This is a genomic window from Pseudorhizobium endolithicum (genome assembly GCF_902153245.2).
GTDB classification, from domain to species: domain Bacteria; phylum Pseudomonadota; class Alphaproteobacteria; order Rhizobiales; family Rhizobiaceae; genus Neorhizobium; species Neorhizobium endolithicum.
The window spans coordinates 394,726-414,828 of sequence record NZ_CABFWF030000001.1 but is presented as its reverse complement, the minus strand read 5'-3'; the positions used below and the strand labels follow the sequence as shown (position 1 = coordinate 414,828).

Annotated in this window: 19 protein-coding genes; 4 read left to right on the top strand and 15 right to left on the bottom strand. The window is 63.4% G+C overall.

Annotated elements, in window-relative coordinates; all coding sequences use genetic code 11:
- Nucleotides 1-70: 70 nt before the first annotated feature.
- Nucleotides 71-610: an adenine phosphoribosyltransferase gene (locus tag RTCK_RS02175; RefSeq protein ID WP_142520094.1), complete on the top strand. Its 540-nt coding sequence runs from the start codon at nucleotides 71-73 to the stop codon at nucleotides 608-610.
- A 23-nt stretch (nucleotides 611-633) separates the two neighbouring features.
- Here RTCK_RS02175 and RTCK_RS02170 read toward each other — a convergent pair whose 3' ends face one another.
- Genes RTCK_RS02170 through ychF form a run of 3 tightly spaced genes read right to left on the bottom strand, consistent with a single transcriptional unit; the run spans nucleotide 634 to nucleotide 2,687 of the window.
- Nucleotides 634-1,101, bottom strand: a complete 468-nt coding sequence (locus RTCK_RS02170; protein ID WP_142591226.1) for a MaoC family dehydratase — start codon at nucleotides 1,099-1,101, stop codon at nucleotides 634-636.
- A complete protein-coding gene (locus tag RTCK_RS02165; RefSeq protein ID WP_142591224.1) occupies nucleotides 1,098-1,568 on the bottom strand; it encodes a MaoC family dehydratase in 471 nt (156 codons plus the stop codon). Before RTCK_RS02165 ends, RTCK_RS02170 begins: the two co-directional genes overlap by 4 nt.
- A gap of 15 nt (nucleotides 1,569-1,583) precedes the next feature.
- Nucleotides 1,584-2,687, bottom strand: coding sequence for a redox-regulated ATPase YchF (gene ychF / locus RTCK_RS02160; protein WP_142591222.1), 1,104 nt, complete (start codon nucleotides 2,685-2,687; stop codon nucleotides 1,584-1,586).
- Nucleotides 2,688-2,838: 151 nt separating this feature from the next.
- Between ychF and clpS the strand changes: the two genes are divergently transcribed.
- Entirely contained in the window at nucleotides 2,839-3,153 is a 315-nt protein-coding gene (gene clpS, locus RTCK_RS02155) for an ATP-dependent Clp protease adapter ClpS (protein ID WP_142591220.1), read from the top strand.
- On the opposite strand, the gene RTCK_RS02150 is transcribed toward clpS, so the two are convergent.
- The 4 genes from RTCK_RS02150 to RTCK_RS02135 all read right to left on the bottom strand — a co-directional run bounded on the left by RTCK_RS02150 (nucleotide 3,154) and on the right by RTCK_RS02135 (nucleotide 8,294).
- Nucleotides 3,154-4,077 (bottom strand): oxygenase MpaB family protein, encoded by a 924-nt coding sequence (locus RTCK_RS02150; protein WP_142591218.1) that lies wholly within the window; start codon nucleotides 4,075-4,077, stop codon nucleotides 3,154-3,156.
- A gap of 54 nt (nucleotides 4,078-4,131) precedes the next feature.
- The gene (pth, locus tag RTCK_RS02145; RefSeq protein ID WP_142591216.1) at nucleotides 4,132-4,848 is read right to left on the bottom strand and encodes an aminoacyl-tRNA hydrolase; all 717 of its coding nucleotides are present in this window, start codon (nucleotides 4,846-4,848) and stop codon (nucleotides 4,132-4,134) included.
- A gap of 229 nt (nucleotides 4,849-5,077) precedes the next feature.
- Nucleotides 5,078-7,450, bottom strand: a complete 2,373-nt coding sequence (locus RTCK_RS02140) for an EAL domain-containing protein (RefSeq protein ID WP_142591214.1) — start codon at nucleotides 7,448-7,450, stop codon at nucleotides 5,078-5,080.
- A 235-nt stretch (nucleotides 7,451-7,685) separates the two neighbouring features.
- Nucleotides 7,686-8,294, bottom strand: coding sequence for a 50S ribosomal protein L25/general stress protein Ctc (locus RTCK_RS02135; RefSeq protein ID WP_142520102.1), 609 nt, complete (start codon nucleotides 8,292-8,294; stop codon nucleotides 7,686-7,688).
- A gap of 263 nt (nucleotides 8,295-8,557) precedes the next feature.
- Here RTCK_RS02135 and RTCK_RS02130 point away from each other — a divergent pair, with 263 nt between their 5' ends.
- Nucleotides 8,558-10,612 (top strand): putative bifunctional diguanylate cyclase/phosphodiesterase, encoded by a 2,055-nt coding sequence (locus tag RTCK_RS02130; RefSeq protein WP_142591212.1) that lies wholly within the window; start codon nucleotides 8,558-8,560, stop codon nucleotides 10,610-10,612.
- A 31-nt stretch (nucleotides 10,613-10,643) separates the two neighbouring features.
- On the opposite strand, the gene RTCK_RS02125 is transcribed toward RTCK_RS02130, so the two are convergent.
- The 8 genes from RTCK_RS02125 to lgt form a co-directional block, all read right to left on the bottom strand.
- Nucleotides 10,644-10,895, bottom strand: a complete 252-nt coding sequence (locus tag RTCK_RS02125; protein ID WP_142520104.1) for a hypothetical protein — start codon at nucleotides 10,893-10,895, stop codon at nucleotides 10,644-10,646.
- 128 nt (nucleotides 10,896-11,023) lie between these two features.
- A complete protein-coding gene (locus RTCK_RS02120; protein ID WP_142591210.1) occupies nucleotides 11,024-13,294 on the bottom strand; it encodes a methyl-accepting chemotaxis protein in 2,271 nt (756 codons plus the stop codon).
- Nucleotides 13,295-13,404: 110 nt separating this feature from the next.
- Complete coding sequence (locus tag RTCK_RS02115; RefSeq protein WP_142520106.1) at nucleotides 13,405-14,337, bottom strand: ribose-phosphate pyrophosphokinase; 933 nt, start codon at nucleotides 14,335-14,337, stop codon at nucleotides 13,405-13,407.
- Between the two features lie 111 nt (nucleotides 14,338-14,448).
- On the bottom strand, nucleotides 14,449-15,180 hold the full coding sequence (locus tag RTCK_RS02110) for a hypothetical protein (RefSeq protein WP_142591209.1): 732 nt from the start codon (nucleotides 15,178-15,180) through the stop codon (nucleotides 14,449-14,451).
- A 79-nt stretch (nucleotides 15,181-15,259) separates the two neighbouring features.
- Nucleotides 15,260-16,411, bottom strand: a complete 1,152-nt coding sequence (locus RTCK_RS02105; RefSeq protein ID WP_142591207.1) for a M24 family metallopeptidase — start codon at nucleotides 16,409-16,411, stop codon at nucleotides 15,260-15,262.
- Nucleotide 16,412: 1 nt separating this feature from the next.
- Nucleotides 16,413-17,207 (bottom strand): peptidoglycan editing factor PgeF, encoded by a 795-nt coding sequence (gene pgeF / locus RTCK_RS02100; protein ID WP_142591205.1) that lies wholly within the window; start codon nucleotides 17,205-17,207, stop codon nucleotides 16,413-16,415.
- Nucleotides 17,208-17,331: 124 nt separating this feature from the next.
- Nucleotides 17,332-18,429: a class I SAM-dependent methyltransferase gene (locus RTCK_RS02095; RefSeq protein WP_142591203.1), complete on the bottom strand. Its 1,098-nt coding sequence runs from the start codon at nucleotides 18,427-18,429 to the stop codon at nucleotides 17,332-17,334.
- Nucleotides 18,430-18,444: 15 nt separating this feature from the next.
- On the bottom strand, nucleotides 18,445-19,260 hold the full coding sequence (gene lgt / locus RTCK_RS02090; protein ID WP_142591450.1) for a prolipoprotein diacylglyceryl transferase: 816 nt from the start codon (nucleotides 19,258-19,260) through the stop codon (nucleotides 18,445-18,447).
- A 199-nt stretch (nucleotides 19,261-19,459) separates the two neighbouring features.
- Here lgt and RTCK_RS02085 point away from each other — a divergent pair, with 199 nt between their 5' ends.
- The gene (locus RTCK_RS02085; protein WP_142520111.1) at nucleotides 19,460-19,717 is read left to right on the top strand and encodes an accessory factor UbiK family protein; all 258 of its coding nucleotides are present in this window, start codon (nucleotides 19,460-19,462) and stop codon (nucleotides 19,715-19,717) included.
- The last annotated feature ends 386 nt before the right edge of the window (nucleotides 19,718-20,103 follow it).

The following is a 20,103-nucleotide window of genomic DNA, read 5'->3' as shown; positions in this document are numbered from 1 at the left end:
TTTTTAGTTGGGACGATACGTCCTCCTTGGTAAGTTCTGCCGAATTCAAAATCCAAAGCACCGGATCCCCATGACAAAGTCCATCGACCTCGCCGCTTCCGTCCGCTCGATCGTGGATTATCCGAAGCCCGGCATCATCTTCCGGGATATCACCACCCTGCTTGGCGACGCGGTTGCCTTTCGCCAGGCGGTGGACGAGCTTGTGCGGCCATATACGGGGCTGGGGGTGGACAAGATCGCCGGTATAGAGGCGCGCGGCTTCATCCTGGGAGGGGCGTTGGCGCACCAGCTCTCGGCCGGTTTCATTCCGATCCGCAAGAAGGGAAAGCTACCGCACGAGACGGTACGGATCGCCTACAGCCTGGAATATGGCGTCGACGAGATGGAGATGCATGTGGATGCCGTCAAGCCGGGCGAGAAGGTCATCCTGACGGACGACCTGATCGCCACCGGCGGGACGGCGGAAGGGGCGGTCAAACTGCTGCGCCAGCAGGGGGCGGAGATTGTCTCCGCCTGCTTCGTGATCGATCTGCCGGATCTGGGCGGACGCAGGAAACTCGAGGCACTCGGGGTCGAAGTGCGCACGCTGATGGAGTTCGAGGGACACTAGGCCCTCACACAGCCTCCGGCGCCCTACTCAAATTCCAGCACGGTGCCGTCGTAACGCATCACGACCTCGCCGTGCTGGTTCACGCCGTCGTTCGTCGTGAAGTTGATCCAGGTGCCGGGACGCGACATGAGCGGGCGGCTGTCCACCACCTCGACCGAATAGGTTATGCTGTCGCCGGAATAGACGGGCTTCAGCCATTGCAGCTTCTTGAAGCCGGCCGAAGGGCCGAGCTTCGGCGCGACCAGGCCCTCGCTCTCCAGCCTCGACACCTCGGCACTCCAGTAGGCGACGTAGCACTTCATCCAGCCGGCGCAGGTGTGCCAGCCGGAGGCGCAGAGAGCGCCGAAGACGTAATGCCTTGCCGCCTCCGGATCGGTGTGGAAGGGCTGCGGGTCATACTGGCGGGCAAAGCGAATGATGTCCTCGGCCGTGAAGAGCAGGGTTCCGGTGGTGACCTTCTTGCCGGGCGGCGACAGTTCGATCAGCCTCATGCCGGTACTCCGTCCGGAGAACGAAGGCGCATCATGATCGGGTTTTCGCCCTTCATCACGACCTCGCGCCGCTGGCTTTCAACCTCGTGAAGGAAGGTGACGAGGCCGATGCCCGGCCGCGAGCGCAGCACGCGGCTCGCCACCACCGTCGAGCGCCCGGAAAGCGTATCGCCGGCCAACACCGGTTTCTTCCACTCCATCAATTCGATGCCGGGAGACCCTTCGGAGGAGGAGCGGGAGAGCCACCCGTCATACATCATGCGCATGAACATGCTGCCCGTATGCCAGCCGGAGGCGGAGAGGCCGCCGAGGATGCTGGCCTTTCCCGCCGCCTCGTCGAGATGCATCGGCTGCGGATCGAACTCCGCCGCGAACGCGACGATCTCTTCGGCGCTCACCTGTCGCTCCGGCAGGGGAAAGATGCGTCCGGGCGTAAAGTCCTCGAAGTGGTAGAGAATAGCGGACATCGCCTCGCCGAAAGGCTACGTGTTGAAGCGGAAGTGGATGACGTCGCCGTCGTGGACGACATATTCCTTGCCTTCGTCGCGGCCCTTACCGGCTTCCTTCGCACCGACTTCGCCCTTGTAGGCGATATAGTCGTCATAGCCGATAGTGAAGGCGCGGATGAAGCCGCGTTCGAAATCCGTATGGATGACGCCCGCCGCCTGCGGAGCCTTGGTGCCGCGGACGATCGTCCAGGCGCGCGTCTCCTTCGGGCCTACGGTGAAGTAGGTGATGAGGTCGAGCAGGTGGTAGCCGGCGCGGATCAGGCGGTCGAGGCCGGCCTCTTCGAGGCCGAGCGCGGAGAGGAATTCCTCTGCTTCGCCTTCCGGCAGCTGTGCGACCTCCGCCTCGATCGCGGCGGAGATGATCACGCATTCCGCACCCTGTTCGGCCGCCATCCTTGCGACGGCTTCAGTGTGCGTGTTTCCGGTGGCGGCGTCGGCTTCGGCGACGTTGCACACATAGAGGACCGGGTGGGAGGTCAGGAGGTTCAGTCCCTTCAGGACGGCAATGTCTTCCGCGCTCGAGCTCTTCAGGAGCAGGCGGGCGGGCTTTCCGTCCTGAAGCAGCTTGATGACGGCTTCCATGACCGGCAGTTGCGCCAGCGCTTCCTTGTCCTTCCCGGTGGCGCGCTTGCGGGTCTGCTCGACGCGCCGCTCCAGGCTTTCCAGATCGGCCAGCATCAGTTCGGTCTCGATGGTCTCGGCGTCACCGACGGGATTGATACGGCCTTCGACATGGGTGATGTCGGTGTCCTCGAAGCAGCGCAGCACATGAACGATCGCATCGACCTCGCGGATGTTGGCGAGGAACTTGTTGCCGAGGCCTTCACCCTTGGAGGCGCCGCGCACCAGGCCGGCGATGTCGACGAAGGAGATGCGGGTCGGGATGATCTCCTTCGATCCGGCAATGGCCGCAAGCTGCTGCATGCGCGGATCCGGCACGGCCACTTCCCCGGTATTCGGCTCGATGGTGCAGAAGGGATAGTTGGCCGCCTGCGCCGCAGCCGTCTTGGTCAGAGCATTGAAGAGCGTCGACTTGCCGACATTCGGCAGGCCCACGATGCCGCACTTGAAACCCATCGGTAGATATACCTGTTGCTGGAACGATCTTTGGCTTGGCTATGGGATAAACGGCCCCAGGGGTCAAGGGTCGTAGTCCGGCGGCGGCTTGATCGCCTGCCTCGGGAATGCGATATTTTGCTCCATCAAGAGACGTCATCGCGAGTCGCGGATGCCGACGAAGGACGACACGATCCTCCTGCCGAAAACGGTGACGAAGCCGAAGGTGGAGCGGCCCAAGCTCTACAAGGTCATTCTCGTCAACGACGACTATATGCCGCGGGAGTTCGTGGTGATGGTGCTCAAGGCCGTCTTCCGCATGGGCGAAGAGACGGGCTACCGGGTCATGCTGACGGCACACCGGATGGGAGCCGCCGTCGTGGTGGTTTGCGCCAAGGACATTGCCGAGACCAGGGCAAAGGAGGCCGTGGATCTGGCGAAGGAGGCCGGGTATCCATTGATGTTCACGACCGAACCCGAGGAGTGATCAGCGGGATCGGCGGTACAGATAATCGTCCGGCAGCCCGAGGCGCCGGCAGGCCTGTACCGGCGGCGACGACCTGAGCAGAAGCTTGTCGGCTGCCTTTGCCGCAAGACCGACGACGATCCGCTCGCGGGTGGAGAGACGGTATTCGGTCCCGATTCCCAGCCGCGCCGCAACCCACGGAGGGAGAAGCTCCACGGCCGCCTTCACCAAAGCCACCTGCACCGGATTGGCGACCCGCGGCAGCGCGTCGACCCGCTTCATGATGTCGAGAAACTCGAAGATGACGGGGGAGGGGGCCAGGCGCTCCCGCATGCTCTCCAGCAGCCGGTTCCATTCCGCCTCGGAGGAGGGGGCTCCGGTGGCGCCATACAGGCGAGCGGCCGGGACAGCTTCAGCGAAGAGCGATTCCCGTTCCATCGGCGACAAGGGGCGGACGTAGCTGTGATAGGCCTCCATGAAGCCGAAACCGGCGGTCGCCTGGACCCAGTCCAGGAGAACGGGGTCGTTGGCATGATATGGCTCACCCTCCGACGTGATGCCCGTGACGCGGTCATGGGCTCGCACGACGCCGCCGATCATCTGCTCGGCACGGCTTCGCGCGCCATAGACCGTCACCATGGCGGCCAAGCCGGTGCGCTGGAGGCGCTTCAACGGCTCGGTTCGGAATGTCGTATGATGCCAGACGCCGTCCCTGACCTTCGGCTCGCCCAGTTCGAGCAGGACGGCTGCGACCCCGCCGATGAACAAAGCGACCTGGTTCTTGAAGATGCGCCATGAAACGGAATCGGGAGGCACCAGGGCGGGTTCGCCCGGCGGGGAGGTGAAGTCGAAGCGGATGCCGGCGTCGGCCAGGAAGCCCTCCGCGACGCTATCCAGCCGGTCGTGAACCGGGCGAGGCAGGGGCAGAACGGCGAGGTCGAGCATCTGGCGGCGTCTCCTTGTTCAAGGGAAAAGCCGGTTGCGCCCAATGGTTCCGGCCTAGTCTCCCTTGCCGCCGAACATCTTCTTCAGCATGTCCGCCATCGGTCCGGTGGCCGGGAGGGCAAGCTTGCCGCTTCGCGCCTGATGGATGTGCGACTGGCTCGTTGCCTTCCGCGGAGCAGGCGTGGCGGGTGGGGGAGCGGACTTTTCACCGGCGGCCAGGGCGATCTTGTTCAGGAACTGGGAGTCCTCGCCGCGCACCAGCATTTCGGCATTGTCGGCAATCGCATCCAGAAGAGGCTCGAGCCATGCCCGGTCGGCCTTGGCGAAATCCCCGAGTACATGATTGTGGACCAGTTCCTTGGCCCCCGGGTGGCCGATACCGAGGCGAAGCCTGCGGTATTCCTTTCCGCAATGGGCGTCCAGGGACTTGACGCCGTTGTGTCCCCCGTGGCCGCCTCCGGTCTTGAGGCGAGCCCTGCCGGGAGCGAGATCCAGTTCATCATAGATCGCCAGTATGTCCTTCGGCGCAAGCTTGTAGAAACGCATCGCTTCGCCGACGGCTTCGCCCGAGAGGTTCATGTAGGTCTGCGGCTTCATCAGCAGGACCTTCTCACCGGCAATCTCGCCTTCGGAGATTTCCGCCCTGAACTTCTTCGACCACGGCCCGAAGGCCGGTCGCCGCTGCAGCGCATCGGCCGCCATGAAGCCGATGTTATGGCGATTGCCCGCATATTTCGTCCCGGGATTGCCGAGGCCGGCGATGATCTGCATGGGGAAAATTCCGTTTGATCCGATCTCCTTCTCCACCGTGAACGCGGGAGGAAGTCAACCGATTTCCCGATGGTCTTCACGGTAGCAAAGGCGGGAGCCGCCGATGCTGCGACGGCCTTTGCCCTGCATCAGCTTCGTTCAGCGATCTTGCGCGCGCCCGTATCCGTTCCGAACGCTCCGTGAGACCGGTCGATGCCATGCGCGTCAGAAGCATGGGGAAGCAGGTTGTTCACGAACCCTTTTGGGGCACGATATGTTTCCGCTGCTGAAGCTCTGCAAGGATGTCATCCACCTGACGCGGCCGTGCAAAGTGATAGCCCTGGGCGCAGTCGATGCCGATCTCCCTCAGCACGCCGTATTGCGCTGCAGTCTCCACGCCTTCGGCAACCACCAGACAGTTCATCTTGTGGGAAATGGCGGCGATGCCTTCCACGAGCATACGATTCTTCTGGCCGATCCCGCTGCCGTCCTCGATCGACCGCACGAAGGACTGGTCGATCTTCACAATATCGACGGGGAAGCGGCTCATGTAGCTCAGGGAAGAATAGCCCGTCCCGAAGTCGTCCAGGGCGATCCGGCAGCCGAGGGTGTGGATCTCGTTCAGAATCGTCCGGATTTCGGGATTGTCATGCATCAGGACCGCTTCGGTTATCTCGACCACAAGGCGGTGGGGCAGTATCCCGTACCGATCGAGCAGGCGCACCAGCCGCAGCGGCAGCGGGCTTTCGAACTGCATGGGCGAGAAGTTGACCGCCACATAGGTGTCGCTCATGCCCGTATGGGAGGTGAGCCGCGCCAGGTTGGCGATGGCCGCTTCGAGGATACGGTCGCCGATGCGGCCGATGATGGCCGTCTCCTCCGCCACTTCGATGATTCCGGCCGGTGACAGCAGCCCCTTGTCGGGATGGCGCATCCGCATCAGCGCCTCGAAGCCTGCGACTTCGCCCGACGATGTGTCAACGATCGGCTGGAAATGCGCCTCGAACCAGTCGTTGTCCAGGGCTTCATGGATGTCGTGTTCGATTTCCGCCCTCTGGCGTGTGCGGTCGAGGATCACCGGATCGAAGATCTGTGCGCCGTTCTTGCCCTCGCGCTTGCGCGTGTACATTGCCAGGTCGGACTTGTGCAGGAGTTCCGCGGCGTCCCCGGCATGATCTGGATAAAAGGCAACACCAACGCTGGCGCTGAGGCGCACGGCAGCACCGTTGACGAGGAAGGGTGCGTCGAAGATGGCGATTATCTCCCCGCAGAGCGTCTCTGCGGCGGCCTGCGCATCATGGTTGCCGATCAGGATGGCGAACTCGTCGCCGCCGAGGCGCGAAAGAGTGTCCTCCTCGCGCAGCAGGGGCCTCACACGCTCTACGAATTGTTGCAGGACGTCGTCCCCAGCTGCGTGGCCGAAATTGTCGTTGACCGACTTGAAACGGTCGAGATCCACGAAGAGACAGGCGAGGGGAACGCCCGCCTCGTCCGCCTCGCGGATCCGCTCTTCGAGAATCCCTTCGAAGCCCTGGCGGTTTACCAGCCCGGTGAGATGGTCGGTGATTGCAAGGCGCCCGTTGCGCAGTTCGGACTGTCGAAGCTCCGTCACGTCGGTCATGACGTTCAGCGAGCTCGCCGCGTCGTAGTCGGCGTCCATCTCACGCTCCACGATGAGGACGTCCATGACGCGGCCATCCTTGCACATGAACCGAACAGTTGCTTCCACGGGACGGCTTTCCATGCGGTTCCGGGTTTTTCGATTGGCGAAGATCTGATGGTCCGCCGGCACGACAAACCGGATGAAGGGCTGGCCGATGATCTCCTCGCGATCATAGCCTGTGGCAAGCAGCCAGTAGTCGCTTACGGCCAGGATCAGGTCGGCGCCATCCAGCGAGAACAGCATGGCCGGTGTCCGGTTGTATGTCTCGGTGGCATGCCGGTGCGCCCGCCGCAGATCACGCTCGTCGCGCTCCAGAAGCGTCTGCATCTCGTTGAAGGACTGTGCCAGCCGGCCCATCTCGTCATTGGATTGCCAGTCGACGTGGTGGCGCGAGCCGAGCCTGCGGGTCGCCTCGATCGCCGCCGTCAGGCGCATGAGCGGCTGGATGACCATCATCCGGTTGCCGAATATCGCCGCCAGGAAAACCGTGAGGACGGCGAGCACGAAGATCGCGATGAACGCATGCTCCATCTCGTCGAGCGCCGCGAACCATCCCCCCGTCTGCACATAGACGGTCACGTTGCCGACCACCTTCTCGCCGTCCGGCGATCTGTAGGTGATGGGCATCGACATCGTTTCCAGCCCGCGGAAATCCGCCGGATTGATGTCCGATTCGACGACGGTCACCTTGCCCAGTTCGTCATCTATATAAACGCTGCGGACGGTGGGTTCGGCGAGGATGGCAAGGGCCGTACCGCGAATGCTCTCGGCGTCCAGTTCCCAGACAGGCTTGCCCAGGGCATGGGCGTTGGTGGCGAGGATCAGCCTGACCTGCTCCCGAAGCGTCTCCGTCGCCTTCTGCGAGGAAAGGGCCAGAAACAACGTGAAGAGGGGGGCGACCACGACGAGCAGTGCGGTCGACACGATGGCAATGAACCGGCTTTCCACCGAGCGCGTCATTGTCTCCCCTGCGTCCCCTCTTGTTTGACCCCGTCGCGGCTAGCCGGACTCCGGCGCTAGGGGAGCAGTCTTGCCAAAAACCTGTTAAACTTCGCTAAAGCTGATCGTGAAACTTCATGCCAAGCTGAAGCGCTCCGGTCGCCTGACGTCGGTCCGGAAAGAGGATCGGCGGAAAAATACGAAACAAAAAAAGCCCGCCTCGAGGGAGGCGGGCCTTGGTGGAGAGGATGGAAGCTTATTCGGAAGCTTCGCCTTCTGCCTGTTCTTCCTCAACGCCAGCTGCCGGAGCGACGATCGTTGCGATCGTGAAGTCGCGGTCGGTGATGACCGGCTTGACGCCCTTCGGCAGGGTAACGTGCGAGATATGCAGGCTGTCGCCGATCTTGTGGCCGGCGAGGTCAACAGTAATGGAGTCCGGGATCGCATCGGCCGGGCACTGGAACTCGACCGTGTGGCGAACAACGTTCAGGACGCCGCCGATCTTGATGCCGGACTTGTCTTCGTTGATGAAGTGGACCGGCACTTCGACGGTTACTTCGGTGTCCTTGGAGACGCGCAGGAAGTCGACGTGCATGGTGAAGTCGCGCACCGGATCCAACTGGTAGTCCTTCGGCAGGACCTGGTACTTCTTGCCGCCGACGTCGATGGTGGCGATGGTGGTCATGAAGCCGCCGGCGTGGATGCGCTTCGTCACTTCGTTGGTCGAGAGTGCGATGGAAATGGGGGGCTGCTTGTCACCGTAGATGACGGCAGGGATGAAACCGTTGCGGCGAAGTTCACGGGCGGACCCCTTACCGACCCGTTCGCGCGCCTCGGCCTTGAGCTCGTATGATTCCTGGCTCATGGCATGTCCTTTCGAGGTTGTTTGGAGAGTCTGACCATGCAACCGGTGCACGGAGGAGACTGGGAGGACACCTCGCGATGCTCTCCATCCGCGTTGCCTCCAAGGGTGTCTACGCGGACCGGCGGGCTATAATACAAAGGGTGCCGGATGGCAAGCCGGCCCTGCAGTGCCTGGCGTTCTTCAAGTCTTTACCATGTGTGCGAACGGATAGGACACCAGTGGGATGTTAGGAGCCGTTCATATTCCCATTGGACCGGCTCATCATGTCGCGCATTCTCTCCTGCCTTTTTGTCGAACACGATCTACGCTACCTCGCCGCCGCCGCTGTTGTTCTTGCTATGGGGGCGACGCTGACGATCCGGCTGTTTTCGCGGGTCACCAGGCGCCGGGGAATGGAAAGGGGAATGTGGTTGTTCCTTGCCGGCTTCATCGGCGGGTCGATCACCTGGGGCACGCACTTCCTGGCGATGCTGGGATACACGACGGGCGGGATCGCGGGATACGAGCCTGGCCTGACGCTGGCCTCCCTTGCGGTGGCGATCGGCAGTGTCACGGCGGGCCTCGCGATTTCCGCCTATGCCGGGCGGAGCCGGATGCTGGAGGCCGGCGGTGTGGTGCTCGGCCTCGGGATAGGTGCCATGCACTATCTCGGCATGGCTGCCTACGAGATCCAGGGCAACCTCGTCTGGCGCTTCGACTATGTCGTGATATCGCTGCTGGCGAGCGCCGTGTTCTCCGCGGTGGCGATGAACCGTGCAGCGCGACCGGTCACTCGGTTCTGCCGCTACAGCTCGATCGCCGCGCTGATCCTGGCGATCGCTTCGGTGCATTTCATTGGCATGGCTGCCGTCGACGTCGTGCCGGACGCTACGTTGCAGGTCCCGCAGTCGGTGATCTCGCCGGCCATGCTCGGGCTCGGAGTGCTCGGTCTGATGATGGTACTGCTGGCGCTTGCGGCGGCGAGCTATCTCATCGATGCCAGCGCGATGCGTGAGGCGGTTGAGCGCTACCGACAGCTTTCCCTCCAGGATCCGCTGACCGGGCTACCGAACCGCGCCGCGTTCCAGGAGGAACTGTCGAATGCCTCGGATCATCCGGCCGGACTGGGGGTAAGGGTCGCAATCCTTTCCTTTGATCTCGACCGCTTCAAGGAGGTCAACGACGTGCACGGGCACATCGCGGGCGACGCTGTGCTGCGTGCCATCGGCGACCGTCTGGCGAGCGCCATCGGTGACGACGAGTTCGTTGCGCGCATCGGTGGCGACGAGTTCGTCGCCCTGACCCGCCGTTATTATGCGCGTGCCGACGCCTCGCGCCTGGCTGCGCGGATGATCGCCGAGATCGTCAAGCCGATCGAATGGAACGGCAACACACTGAACATTGGTACCAGCGTCGGCATCGCCGTACTGGACGACGACGTGGCGGTGGACGACCTCCTCGCACGGGCGGACGTCGCCATGTATCGCGCCAAGGAAACCGCCTCGAATGCCGTCTGCTTCTATGACCCCTCGATGGATCGTGCGGTGCGGGAACGCAACGTGCTGGCGATGGACATGCGCGCAGGGCTTCGGCGGGGTGAATTCCAGCTCCATTATCAGCGGCAGAACGATACCTTTACCGGCGCCGTGGTCGGTTTCGAAGCCCTGCTCCGGTGGAACCACCCGGATCGCGGCAGCGTCCGGCCCGCCGAATTCATACCGATCGCCGAGCGCAGCGGCTTCATCGTCGAACTGGGGGAATGGGTACTTCGGGAAGCCTGCCGGGAAGCGGCAAGCTGGCGCAATCCGCTATCGATCGCCGTCAACATCGCGACCCAGCAACTGGCCGATCCCCGCTTTCCAGGCCTCGTGCAGGAGATATTGCAGGAGAGCGGGCTCGATCCGGCGCGCCTGGAACTGGAAATCACCGAGACCGGCATCATCGCCGACCATCAGCGGGCCCTGCAGACGATACGCCACTTGAAGAGCCTGGGCGTCAGGATCGCCATGGACGACTACGGAACCGGCTATTCCTCGCTCTCCATGCTGCTTGCCTTTCCCTTCGACAAGATCAAGATCGATCGTCAGTTCGTCGACGGCGTCGCCACCAGCGCGCAGTCCGCGGCCATCGTGCGCTCGACGCTCATCTTGGCCTCGAGCCTCGAAATCCCGGTGTTGGCTGAAGGGGTGGAGACGGACGCCCATGTCAACTTCCTGCGGGAGGAGGGCTGCGTACAACTGCAGGGCTTTTTCTTCGGCCAGCCCGTGCCGCGCGCCGAGATCGAGACGATCGTCAATTCCATCCCCGACCACCCACCCGGTCGGAAAAAGGTTGCCTGACGCGAGCTTCCGAGCGGGCTGACGCTCTTCGTCAGGCCGGCTCGCCGCCCGGCGGGTAGACCGTCTTCCGCTCGAACCGGAACTTGTGCCCGCACTGGCAGCGGACCATGTACTTGCGCGGGTCCGATGACGGGAATTCCGGCGAGAAGCCTGCCGGCATCTCGTCGATGCGGAAATCCCGGTTGCCGGCGCGACGTTCATCACTTTCCGACACCTCGGCATATCCAGAATGTCCGCATTCCGAACATTCCAGCTTTCTCGAATAGCGGTCGCGCGCTGCCATGCCTTCTCCAGCTCTGTCGTGGTCGGCTGCAGAACTAGCCACGCAGGCCGCGGATGCAAGAAAAAAGAAACGCCGGCTGCTGGCAGCCGGCGTTTGACGATGGGCGAGGATAGAGGAAAGCAGCGGCGTCAAGCCGCCTGCCGGTCCTGTGCAGCAGGCCCGCTGCCGACGGAGAAGTGGCTGATCTGCTCGTTCAGCACTTCCGCCTCGTTGGCGAGCGAATGGGCAGACGCGGAGGTTTCCTCGACCATTGCCGCATTCTGCTGGGTGACCTGGTCAAGCCCGCTGACGGCGGAGTTGATCTCGTTCAGGCGCGACGACTGTTCCCGGGAAGAGCCGACGATTGCACCGATATGCTCGTTGATCGACTGGATGTTGCCCTGGATGTGCTCCAGGCTTTCTCCTGTCTTCAGGACGAGGGCCACGCCATTCTCCACGTCGGAGGCCGAGGCCGTGATCAGTGCGCCGATGTCGCGGGCGGCGGTTGCCGACTTCTGGGCCAGTTCCCGCACTTCCTGCGCCACCACCGCGAAGCCCTTGCCTGCCTCGCCGGCACGGGCGGCCTCCACCCCGGCGTTCAGCGCGAGCAGGTTCGTCTGGAAGGCGATCTGGTCGATGACGTCGATGATCTGGCGAATCTTGGAAGACGAGCTTTCGATGCGCTCCATGGCCTGGATGGCGTTGCGGACGACATCGGTGGAGGTGTGGGCACCCTTCAAGGTATCGGCCGCGACGTCCACCGCCGTTTCGCAACGGGTGAGGGCGCTGTTGACGGCGCCGGTCATTTCCGCGAGTGCGGCGGCGGCCTCTTCCAGGGCGGCAGCCTGCCGCTCGGTGCGCCGCGACAGGTCGTCGGAGGCCATCTTCAGTTCGCTCGATCCCGCGCGGATCGTGGTGACGCTGCTTCCGATGGACGCGATGGTCGCTTCAAGACCCGCAAGCGAGTTGTTGAAGTCGTGGCGCAGATGGTCGAGGGACGGCGCGAAGGCTTTGGTGATCCGCTGATCCAGCTTGCCGCGCGACAGGGCGGCAAGGCCGGTTGCGAGGGCGGAAACGGCCTCCTCGATTTCGCGGGCGCTCGCGGCCTTCTCGGCCTCGCGCTGCTGACGCTCCTCGTCGAGCTCCTCGCTCTTGCGATGCGCTTCGTCTTCCATGCGCTCCTTGTCGAGCGCCCCCTGCCGGAAGGATTCCAGTGCGCGCGCCATGGTGCCGACTTCGTCGCCGCGGCCAACATAGTCGACCACGATGGACTTGTCGCCGTCGTTGAGGCGGTTCATCAGCTTGGCGAGTTCGGTCAGAGGCCGCGTGAGGCGGGCGGCGATATAGGTGCCGACGACGCCCATGACGAGGAGGACCGCCAGCGTGGCGAAGATTGCCCAGTAGGCGAGGTCGCGCGCCGATGCCAGCACCTGGCCCTCGTCCTGGCCCATGGCGAGAAGATGGTTTTCACCAAAAAGGGAAACCGGCTGGTAGGCGAAGAACAGGGGCTTGTCGGCCACGGTGGCAAAAGCCGATCCCGAGGTCTGTGCACCGGCTGCTTCCACAAGCTCGGCGGGGACTTCGTGCGGCTGTCCGCCGACGAAGGAGCCGCTCCGGAAGGCGCCCTTGCCATCGAGCAGCAGCGCCTCGTCGATCGACTTGCCGTATTCCTCCGGCGTGACGGCGCGGCTCAACTGCTCCGCGGACACCCTGAAGATCACCGCGCCCTTGACGACGGTATCGCCCCATGAGGAGACGGCCAACTGCTTGCCGATCAGCGCCGAAGGCTTGCCGCCATCCGCGTCATAGGCGGCGAATGCCGAGGTGTGGACCTGTTCGGCGGAGCCGCTGTTGATGCGGCCGACAATCTCGTTGATGCTGGGAATGGCGGAAGCCTGCTCGAGCAGTTCAGGGCCCTTGGTGACCGAGTAGACCACCTGGCCCTTCATGTCGACGATGTAGATGTCGCTGACGCCCGAGTTTTTCCAGGCGCTGGCAATCGTGCCGTGGATGGCGCTGTGGTGGATCGCATAAAGAAGCTTGAGGCCGGCGCCGTCGAGTTCCGCACGCTCCGCGGGTGAAAGTTCGGCCTGCTGATAGGCGGCCTTGATGTCTTTCGTTTCGCTCGGGATGATGTTGGTCATCGTATCGACCGCCTGGCCGATCGCCGTATTCTGACCGAGCTCGGTCAGCGCCTGGGTGATCCGGGCCTGATAGGTCGCCAGACCTTTCGACTGGTTGCCGGCAACCGATTCCAGCCGAAGCTGGCTCGCCTCGATGAGACCGCCCTTGCCGATCTGGTAGCTCAGGAGGCCGACGGACAAGCAGGACACGAAGGTGGCGCCGACGACGAGGCCGGCGAACTTGGCCTTGATAGACCACGACTTTCCTGCGCCGGCAGGCTTGAATGGCTGCGACATGGCAATGATTTCCCCCACACACAAACTAATGGTGTTGAATCTTTGTCAGGAATTCATTGCGGCAGTGTTAATGTCGACTCCGGTATACTGCCATCATCGGCAGCTGGACATCAGTCGAACAGGCTGGATACCGACTCCTCGGATGCCGTCCGGTTGATCGCTTCGCCAAGCAGGTTCGCCGTCGTCACCACGCGAATGTTATGGGCCGACTGGACGGCCGTGGTGGGCTGGATGGAATCCGTGATTACAAGCTCGCGGAGCTTGGAAGAGGTGATGCGGGCGACTGCGCCGCCAGATAGAACGCCGTGGGTGATGTAGGCGGTGACGCTGGTAGCGCCCTTGTTCAGGAGCGCCTCGGCGGCATTGCAGAGGGTTCCACCGGAATCGACGATATCGTCCACGAGCAGGCAGTCCTTGCCGGCAACCTCGCCGATGACGTTCATCACTTCGGATTCACCGGCACGTTCGCGGCGCTTGTCGACGATCGCAAGCGGACAGTCGATGCGCTTTGCCAGCGAGCGGGCGCGAACGACGCCGCCGACATCCGGCGAGACGACCATGACGTTCTTCACGTCATAGTTTTCCTTGACGTCGCGGGCGAGGATCGGAACCGCGAAGAGGTTGTCGGTCGGGATGTCGAAGAAGCCCTGGATCTGGCCCGCATGGAGGTCGAGGGTCAGGACCCTGTCGGCGCCGGCTTCGGTGATCAGGTTGGCGACGAGCTTGGCCGAGATCGGCGTACGGGGGCCGGCCTTGCGATCCTGCCGCGCATATCCGAAATAGGGCAGAACCGCCGTGATGCGCTTGGCCGACGACCGGCGGAATGCATCGATCATGATCAGCAGTTCCATCAGGTGGTCGTTTGCCGGGAAGGATGTAGACTGGATCACGAAGACATCCTCGCCGCGGACGTTTTCCTGGATCTCTACGAAAATTTCCTGGTCTGCAAAGCGTCTGACGCTGGCTTTTCCGACTGGTACGTTAAGATAGTTGCAGATCGCATCGGCAAGCTGCCGGTTCGAATTGCCTGCGAAAACCTTCATTGCGGTCCGCCCGTTCTGACGCTGGATGGGCGCCTTTTACCGTCGCACAAGGCGAATGCAAGAGCGATTGATCCCGCGTCCCGTTTTTTTATGAACGATCGGTGACGCGCATCAGCCTGCGCGAGCGTTCTTCCAGGCGACATACTCGTTGATCGTCTTGGTCGCGATGGTCTCCATCGTGGCGGCGGGCACGGACGCCCAGGGGTCGCCACGGGCACCCGGCAGGCGCTCCTGTCCCTGCAGGCGATGGAGGCGGGAACCGGTGTTATCCAGAATGTCCCAGACATAGACCACGGTCACGGCATCGCCGTCGGAGAAAGCGGAGAAGTAGCCCTTGAGGATATGGTCGGTGCTGTTGTCTCCCGACGCGCGGATGGAGAGGCCGCTTACGCGCGCCTGGGAGCCGAGCCTGCGGGAGAGGGGAGTGACAGCCTGGACCGGCGCCCCGATGATGGGAAGGAAGCGGATCGTGCCTTGCGCAGCGGCTTCGCCGGAGGACGAAGGCTGAGAGGGGGAGGCCGTGCTCAGAGATGGCGGCGCCTGCGCCGCTTGCGAGGCGGGCGAAGGGGAAGCGGGAGCGTTGCCGGACTGCAGCGCCTGAGCCTGCGCCTCCAGCGTGTTCTGCGGCGCTCTTTGTCGATCCGCCTGTTGTTGAGGATAGACGGGATAGGTCTGCGGCTCCGCCGAGCGTGCGAGCCGGTCCGCCTCGTCCTGCGTCACCGGGCTTGAGGCACGAAGCCCGCCGCCGACGTCGGCCGGCGGTGTCAGCGCGTCGGTGGTGTTGCAGGCTGAAAGGAGTGCTGCAGATACGGCGAGCAATGCTGCCGTTCCAGATATCCGCATGCCTGCCTCCGTTCCTCAGTCCGCCGACGCAAACTTAGGGGGCGAGAGTCGCGGGTGTCAAATCCACCCTGTGGAAGGGCTACCTCTGGATCAGGTCCAACGGGTGGCGGGACAGCGCCAGCGGCGCACCGTCGGTGGTGAGGTAGGTATGGCCGAGCGTCATGGCCGTTCCCGCGTCGGAATCCATGATGATCATGTGGGTGAACAGCGTCATGTTTGGCAGGATTTCCTGTGGGTTGCCGACATGGAACATCTGATGCTCCATCCATGACGGAGAGAAGCGGGCGCCGAGCGAATAGCCGCAGGCATTCAGGCGATGCCGGGTGAGGCCGCGCTCGTCGAGGATCCGTGCATGGGTATCGAAGACGTCGCCGAAGGTGTTGCCGGGACGCAGGACATCCTCGATGGCGGTAATGGCCTCCACGCATGCCTTGTAGAGTTCGCGGTGCCGTGCGCTGGGCTCGCCGATCACGACGGTGCGCATCATGGCCGCATGATAATGGGCACTGGCGCCGGCCCATTCGAGGGTGAGCTGGTCGTTTCCGTCGAGGGTCCTGCGGCCCGCCTTGTAACGGCAGAGCAGGGCGTCGGCGCCCGACCCGATGATGAATTCGTTTGCCGGATAGTCGCCGCCGCCGCTGAAGACCGCACCCTGCATGGCAGCCAGGATATCGGCCTCGCTCCCGCCGGCCTTGATCAGCGGCAGGGCGGCATCCAGCGCATCGTCGGCCAGTTCCGCCGCCCGCTTCGCATGGGCGACCTCGGCCGCGCTCTTCACGAGACGCAGGCCGCTGACGAGGTAGGAGGCGTCGATGATCTGTGCGAAGGATGCCAACTGGTTGTCGAGCAGGCGGGCGATTCGTCCCGTCATGCCGTGCGTATCGTATTCGACCCCGATGCGGGCGCCGAGCAGGTCCATGTCGCTCAGCAGGTTCTTGAGGTCGAGAGTGGGGTCGGCGTTGAGGCGATCCACCCAGACCACGACATTCTCGATGATCGACGTATGGCGGGCCTGGCGGAGGTCCGCGGAGCGGGTCAGGAGCGCCATGGTGCCGTCCGCCTTCACGACGAGCGTCTGGAAGAAGCAGTAGCCGAAGGTGTCATAGCCGGTCAGCCAGTACATGCTCTCCTGTGCGAACAGCAGGAGCGCGTCCAGCTTCTCTTCCCGCATCTTCTCCAGAAGGCGTTCGAGGCGGCCGGCGTATTCGTCCCGTTCGAAATGCAGAGCCATCTCAGTTCTCCGTGATCGCGATTGCCGAAATCTGCCGCCCATAGTCCGGCTCCCCCCGATGGGTGGTGCGGCGATAGGAAAAGAACATTTCCTCATCCGGATAGGTATCAAGGTCCAGGTGGGTGGCGCGGATGCCCGCAGCCGTCAGCCGCCGGAGCGTCAGCGACTGCAGGTCGAAATAGGCGTGGCCGTCTCTTTCCGAGGGCGAGAAGAACTGGTCGTAGGACGCATCGAAGGCCAGGAAACGCTCGATGAATTCCGGTCCCACTTCATAGCTCCTCGGGCCGATGGAGGGGCCGAGGCAGGCGACGATGGCGTCCCTGTCCGCTCCCAGGCTGACCATCGCTTCGACGGTGTTTTCCAGGACGCCTCCCAGTGCGCCTTTCCAGCCCGCATGGGCGGCTCCCACGATACCGTTGATGCCGTCGCAGAACAGGATCGGGCCGCAGTCGGCCGTCAGGACTCCAAGGACGATGCCCGGGGTTGCGGTAACGAGAGCATCCGCCTTCGGCCGCTCGCCGGAATGGGTGCCGTCGACCACGACGACGTCCGGCGAGTGCACCTGGTGGACGGTTGCCAGCCGTTCCACCGGCTGGCCGAACCAGGCGGCGACACGCGAGCGGTTCTCCTGGACCTTCTCCGCCTCGTCATTCGAGCCGACACCGACATTCAGCCCTGCATATATTCCGTTCGAGACCCCGCCCTGCCGGGTGAAGTAGCCATGCCGGATGCGCGAGCCGCCATGCTGCTTCAGCAGGGGGCTTTGGAGGGGAGTCGGCGAGGACTGGTCCTTCATCGGCGAGCATATCTTTCGGGGCTGGAGGGGCGAGCCATCGGGCGGCGGCGCAGGCTGTGATGCTGCTGCTTCGTTTCGCGCGGATGTTGCGCAAGCATGCCCTGCGTGTCAATCGCCGAGCAGATCACCGCGTCCGGAAGGGTGCAAGGTCCAGGGCGGGATGGGAGACCGCCATGACCTTGAAGAGCTCTCCCATCTTGCCGGCTCCCTCGCCGGCAAGGCGATCCGCCGCCGCGGCGATGAGTTTTTGGTCCGCCGGCTCCTTGCCGTTCGCAAGCGCTGCGGCACGCTCGGCAAGCCCTAGCCCGCGCAGGAAATCCCCCTGCCTAAGTCCGCCATTGAGGTGGACGCCGGCATCCAGCGCGACCCGTGCCAGATCCTCGAAGTCCACATGGCTCGTCAAATCCGCTTCACCGGGGTGTGCGAGGGGCGGATCGAACTGGTGATGGTGGAGGGCCTGGAGCGTGTCGCCGAAGCCGGTGACCATGTGACCGTAATCGATGACGAGGGCCGTGCCGCCCGCGGCCTTCAGGCGGTCGCAGAGAATCGCCATCATCGCCTGGCGCGCCGGCGCGAACTCGAAGATGCTGCCGTCGGGCACGGGCGTGGCGGGAGAGGGGAGGACGGCTGGATCGAGACCAGCGATGCCGGCCGTGAATGTCAGCTCGTCATCGCCGTCGAGGCCGACGAGACGCTCGCGGAAGCCGCCCTGCGTCTTGACGAACTGGCGGATCGGAATGGCGTCGAACAGCTCGTTGGCGGCGATGAGAACGGGTCCTTCCGGCACATCCTCCAGGCGATCGTGCCAGTTGATCTTCGTGGAATAGGCTTCGAGCGTCACCCGCTGCACGCCGCGAAGCCGCTCGCTGGTTTCCACCAGGTGCACGGTCATGCCGTCGAAGAGCGGAGGGGCGATCCGCCGGATGACGCGCAGCATGTCCGCCATCATCGTTCCGCGGCCGGGGCCGATCTCGACCAGCCGGATATTTCCGGGGACGCCGTGCTGCTGCCAGGCATGAACCATGAAGATGCCGATCATCTCGCCGAACAGCTGGCTGATTTCCGGCGCGGTGATGAAGTCGCCTGCCGTCCCGAAGGGCTCGCGGGTCCGATAGTAGCCCTGTTCAGGATCCGACAGGCACATTGCGAAGTAGTCGGCCACGCTGAGAGGCCCGGTTGCGCGGATCAGCGCCTTGATCTTCCCGGCGAGCGGCGTGCTCATGGTGCACCTTTTCCTTCAGGCATCCGCGGCAGCTCTGAGGCGGGTCCGCAGCATCAGCCAGAGACCCAGAACGACCATCGGCAGCGACAGCAGCATGCCCATGGTGAGCCAACCAAACGCCAAGTAGCCGAGTTGCGCGTCGGGCTCCCGGAAGAATTCCACGAAAATCCGCGACAGGCCATAGCCGCAGACGAAGGCGCCGGAGACGAAGCCGGGACGTTTGAAGGCCTTCATCCCGAAGACGAGCGCCGCCAGGACGAGAAGCAGAAGGATTCCCTCCAGTGCGGCCTCGTAAAGCTGGCTCGGATGGCGTGAGAAGGGGCCGCCCGTCGGGAAGACGACGGCCCAGGGCACGTCGCTCAACCGGCCCCAGAGTTCGCCGTTGATGAAGTTGGCGATGCGCCCGAAGAACAGACCGAACGGGACGACCGCGGAGACGATGTCGAACATGCTCAGGACAGGGATGCCGTTGCGGCGGGAGAAGAAGACCATCGCCAATGTGGCGCCGAGGAAGCCGCCGTGGAAGGACATGCCGCCGTTCCAGATCTCGAGCGCCCGAACCGGATTCTCCGAGACCGCCGCCAGATCGTAGAAGAGGACGTAGCCCAGACGTCCGCCGAGGACGATGCCGACGGCCACCCAGACCAGGAAGTCGTCCAGGTGCGCGGCCGTTATCGGCGACCGTTCATGGGGCCACAGCGAATCGTTGGCCGCCAACCGTCGTGCGTAAAGCCATCCGCACAGGATTCCGGCGACATAGGCCAGGCCGTACCAGTGCACGGCGATGGGGCCGAGGGAGAATGCGACCGGATCGATCTGCGGGAACGGCATGAGGGCGAACGTCTTCAAGATTTCAGTCAAGGAAGGGCCTTCCCTAATATGCGACAGGGCGGGAACATGGCGACACCCAAATCGGCGGTCAAGGCGAATTTCCCCGGCAGGATGTGACGCTTGCATCGCAAGGCGCCAGACCCTACTTCATTTACAGCGACGAATACGGCTTCGGCCGCAATGATGGGAGCACAAGACCATGTCCAACGGCACGAACCGTATCCTCGATGATTTTGCCAAGCTGATGACCGATGCGGCGGGCGCGGCCCAGGGGCTGCGGCGGGAGGTCGAGACGGCATTCCAGTCTCAGGCGGAGCGGTTCCTCAACAACATGGATGTCGTGAAGCGGGAGGAGTTCGAGGCGGTCCGCGAAATGGCGGCGCGGGCCCGTGACGAGAACGATGCGCTGAAGGCGCGCATCGAGGCGCTCGAAGCGAAGCTTGCAGCACAGGGCTGAGGCGCGCAGGCGTCCGGTGCCATCGGCAGGATCTTGGCCCCGGGAGTTTCCCGGGGTATCGCATGTGGTTAATTTCGAATAAATTTCCGGCCTGTGGACAGGCTCAAAAAAGACAATCTCCAGAGTCGCTTATGACTCCCGGCTGAAGCCGCGCGGGAACTGTTCCGACACACTCTCCACTTCAAAATCATGGCGAGGGGCTGGCAGCCGGACTCTCCAACTATACACTGATTTTAAATGATGATTCGAAACGGCCCGGTAAGCTCCGGGCAGACTCGCGGCAGTATCCTGCCAAGGTCGGACGATCATCTGAGGTGTTGTTTTCCGGTGATGTGTTTTGCGTCTCGCGTCCTTCACGAACGTCAGATTCATTCCGGTCGAAAAGG

Bases quoted from the DNA above. Each gene is read 5' to 3' on its own strand.
- RTCK_RS02175 (WP_142520094.1), top strand. From the start codon at position 71: ATGACAAAGTCCATCGACCTCGCCGCTTCCGTCCGCTCGATCGTGGAT.
- RTCK_RS02170 (WP_142591226.1), bottom strand. From the start codon at position 1,101: ATGAGGCTGATCGAACTGTCGCCGCCCGGCAAGAAGGTCACCACCGGA.
- RTCK_RS02165 (WP_142591224.1), bottom strand. From the start codon at position 1,568: ATGTCCGCTATTCTCTACCACTTCGAGGACTTTACGCCCGGACGCATC.
- ychF (WP_142591222.1), bottom strand. From the start codon at position 2,687: ATGGGTTTCAAGTGCGGCATCGTGGGCCTGCCGAATGTCGGCAAGTCG.
- clpS (WP_142591220.1), top strand. From the start codon at position 2,839: ATGCCGACGAAGGACGACACGATCCTCCTGCCGAAAACGGTGACGAAG.
- RTCK_RS02150 (WP_142591218.1), bottom strand. From the start codon at position 4,077: ATGCTCGACCTCGCCGTTCTGCCCCTGCCTCGCCCGGTTCACGACCGG.
- pth (WP_142591216.1), bottom strand. From the start codon at position 4,848: ATGCAGATCATCGCCGGCCTCGGCAATCCCGGGACGAAATATGCGGGC.
- RTCK_RS02140 (WP_142591214.1), bottom strand. From the start codon at position 7,450: ATGACGCGCTCGGTGGAAAGCCGGTTCATTGCCATCGTGTCGACCGCA.
- RTCK_RS02135 (WP_142520102.1), bottom strand. From the start codon at position 8,294: ATGAGCCAGGAATCATACGAGCTCAAGGCCGAGGCGCGCGAACGGGTC.
- RTCK_RS02130 (WP_142591212.1), top strand. From the start codon at position 8,558: ATGTCGCGCATTCTCTCCTGCCTTTTTGTCGAACACGATCTACGCTAC.
- RTCK_RS02125 (WP_142520104.1), bottom strand. From the start codon at position 10,895: ATGGCAGCGCGCGACCGCTATTCGAGAAAGCTGGAATGTTCGGAATGC.
- RTCK_RS02120 (WP_142591210.1), bottom strand. From the start codon at position 13,294: ATGTCGCAGCCATTCAAGCCTGCCGGCGCAGGAAAGTCGTGGTCTATC.
- RTCK_RS02115 (WP_142520106.1), bottom strand. From the start codon at position 14,337: ATGAAGGTTTTCGCAGGCAATTCGAACCGGCAGCTTGCCGATGCGATC.
- RTCK_RS02110 (WP_142591209.1), bottom strand. From the start codon at position 15,180: ATGCGGATATCTGGAACGGCAGCATTGCTCGCCGTATCTGCAGCACTC.
- RTCK_RS02105 (WP_142591207.1), bottom strand. From the start codon at position 16,411: ATGGCTCTGCATTTCGAACGGGACGAATACGCCGGCCGCCTCGAACGC.
- pgeF (WP_142591205.1), bottom strand. From the start codon at position 17,207: ATGAAGGACCAGTCCTCGCCGACTCCCCTCCAAAGCCCCCTGCTGAAG.
- RTCK_RS02095 (WP_142591203.1), bottom strand. From the start codon at position 18,429: ATGAGCACGCCGCTCGCCGGGAAGATCAAGGCGCTGATCCGCGCAACC.
- lgt (WP_142591450.1), bottom strand. From the start codon at position 19,260: ATGCCGTTCCCGCAGATCGATCCGGTCGCATTCTCCCTCGGCCCCATC.
- RTCK_RS02085 (WP_142520111.1), top strand. From the start codon at position 19,460: ATGTCCAACGGCACGAACCGTATCCTCGATGATTTTGCCAAGCTGATG.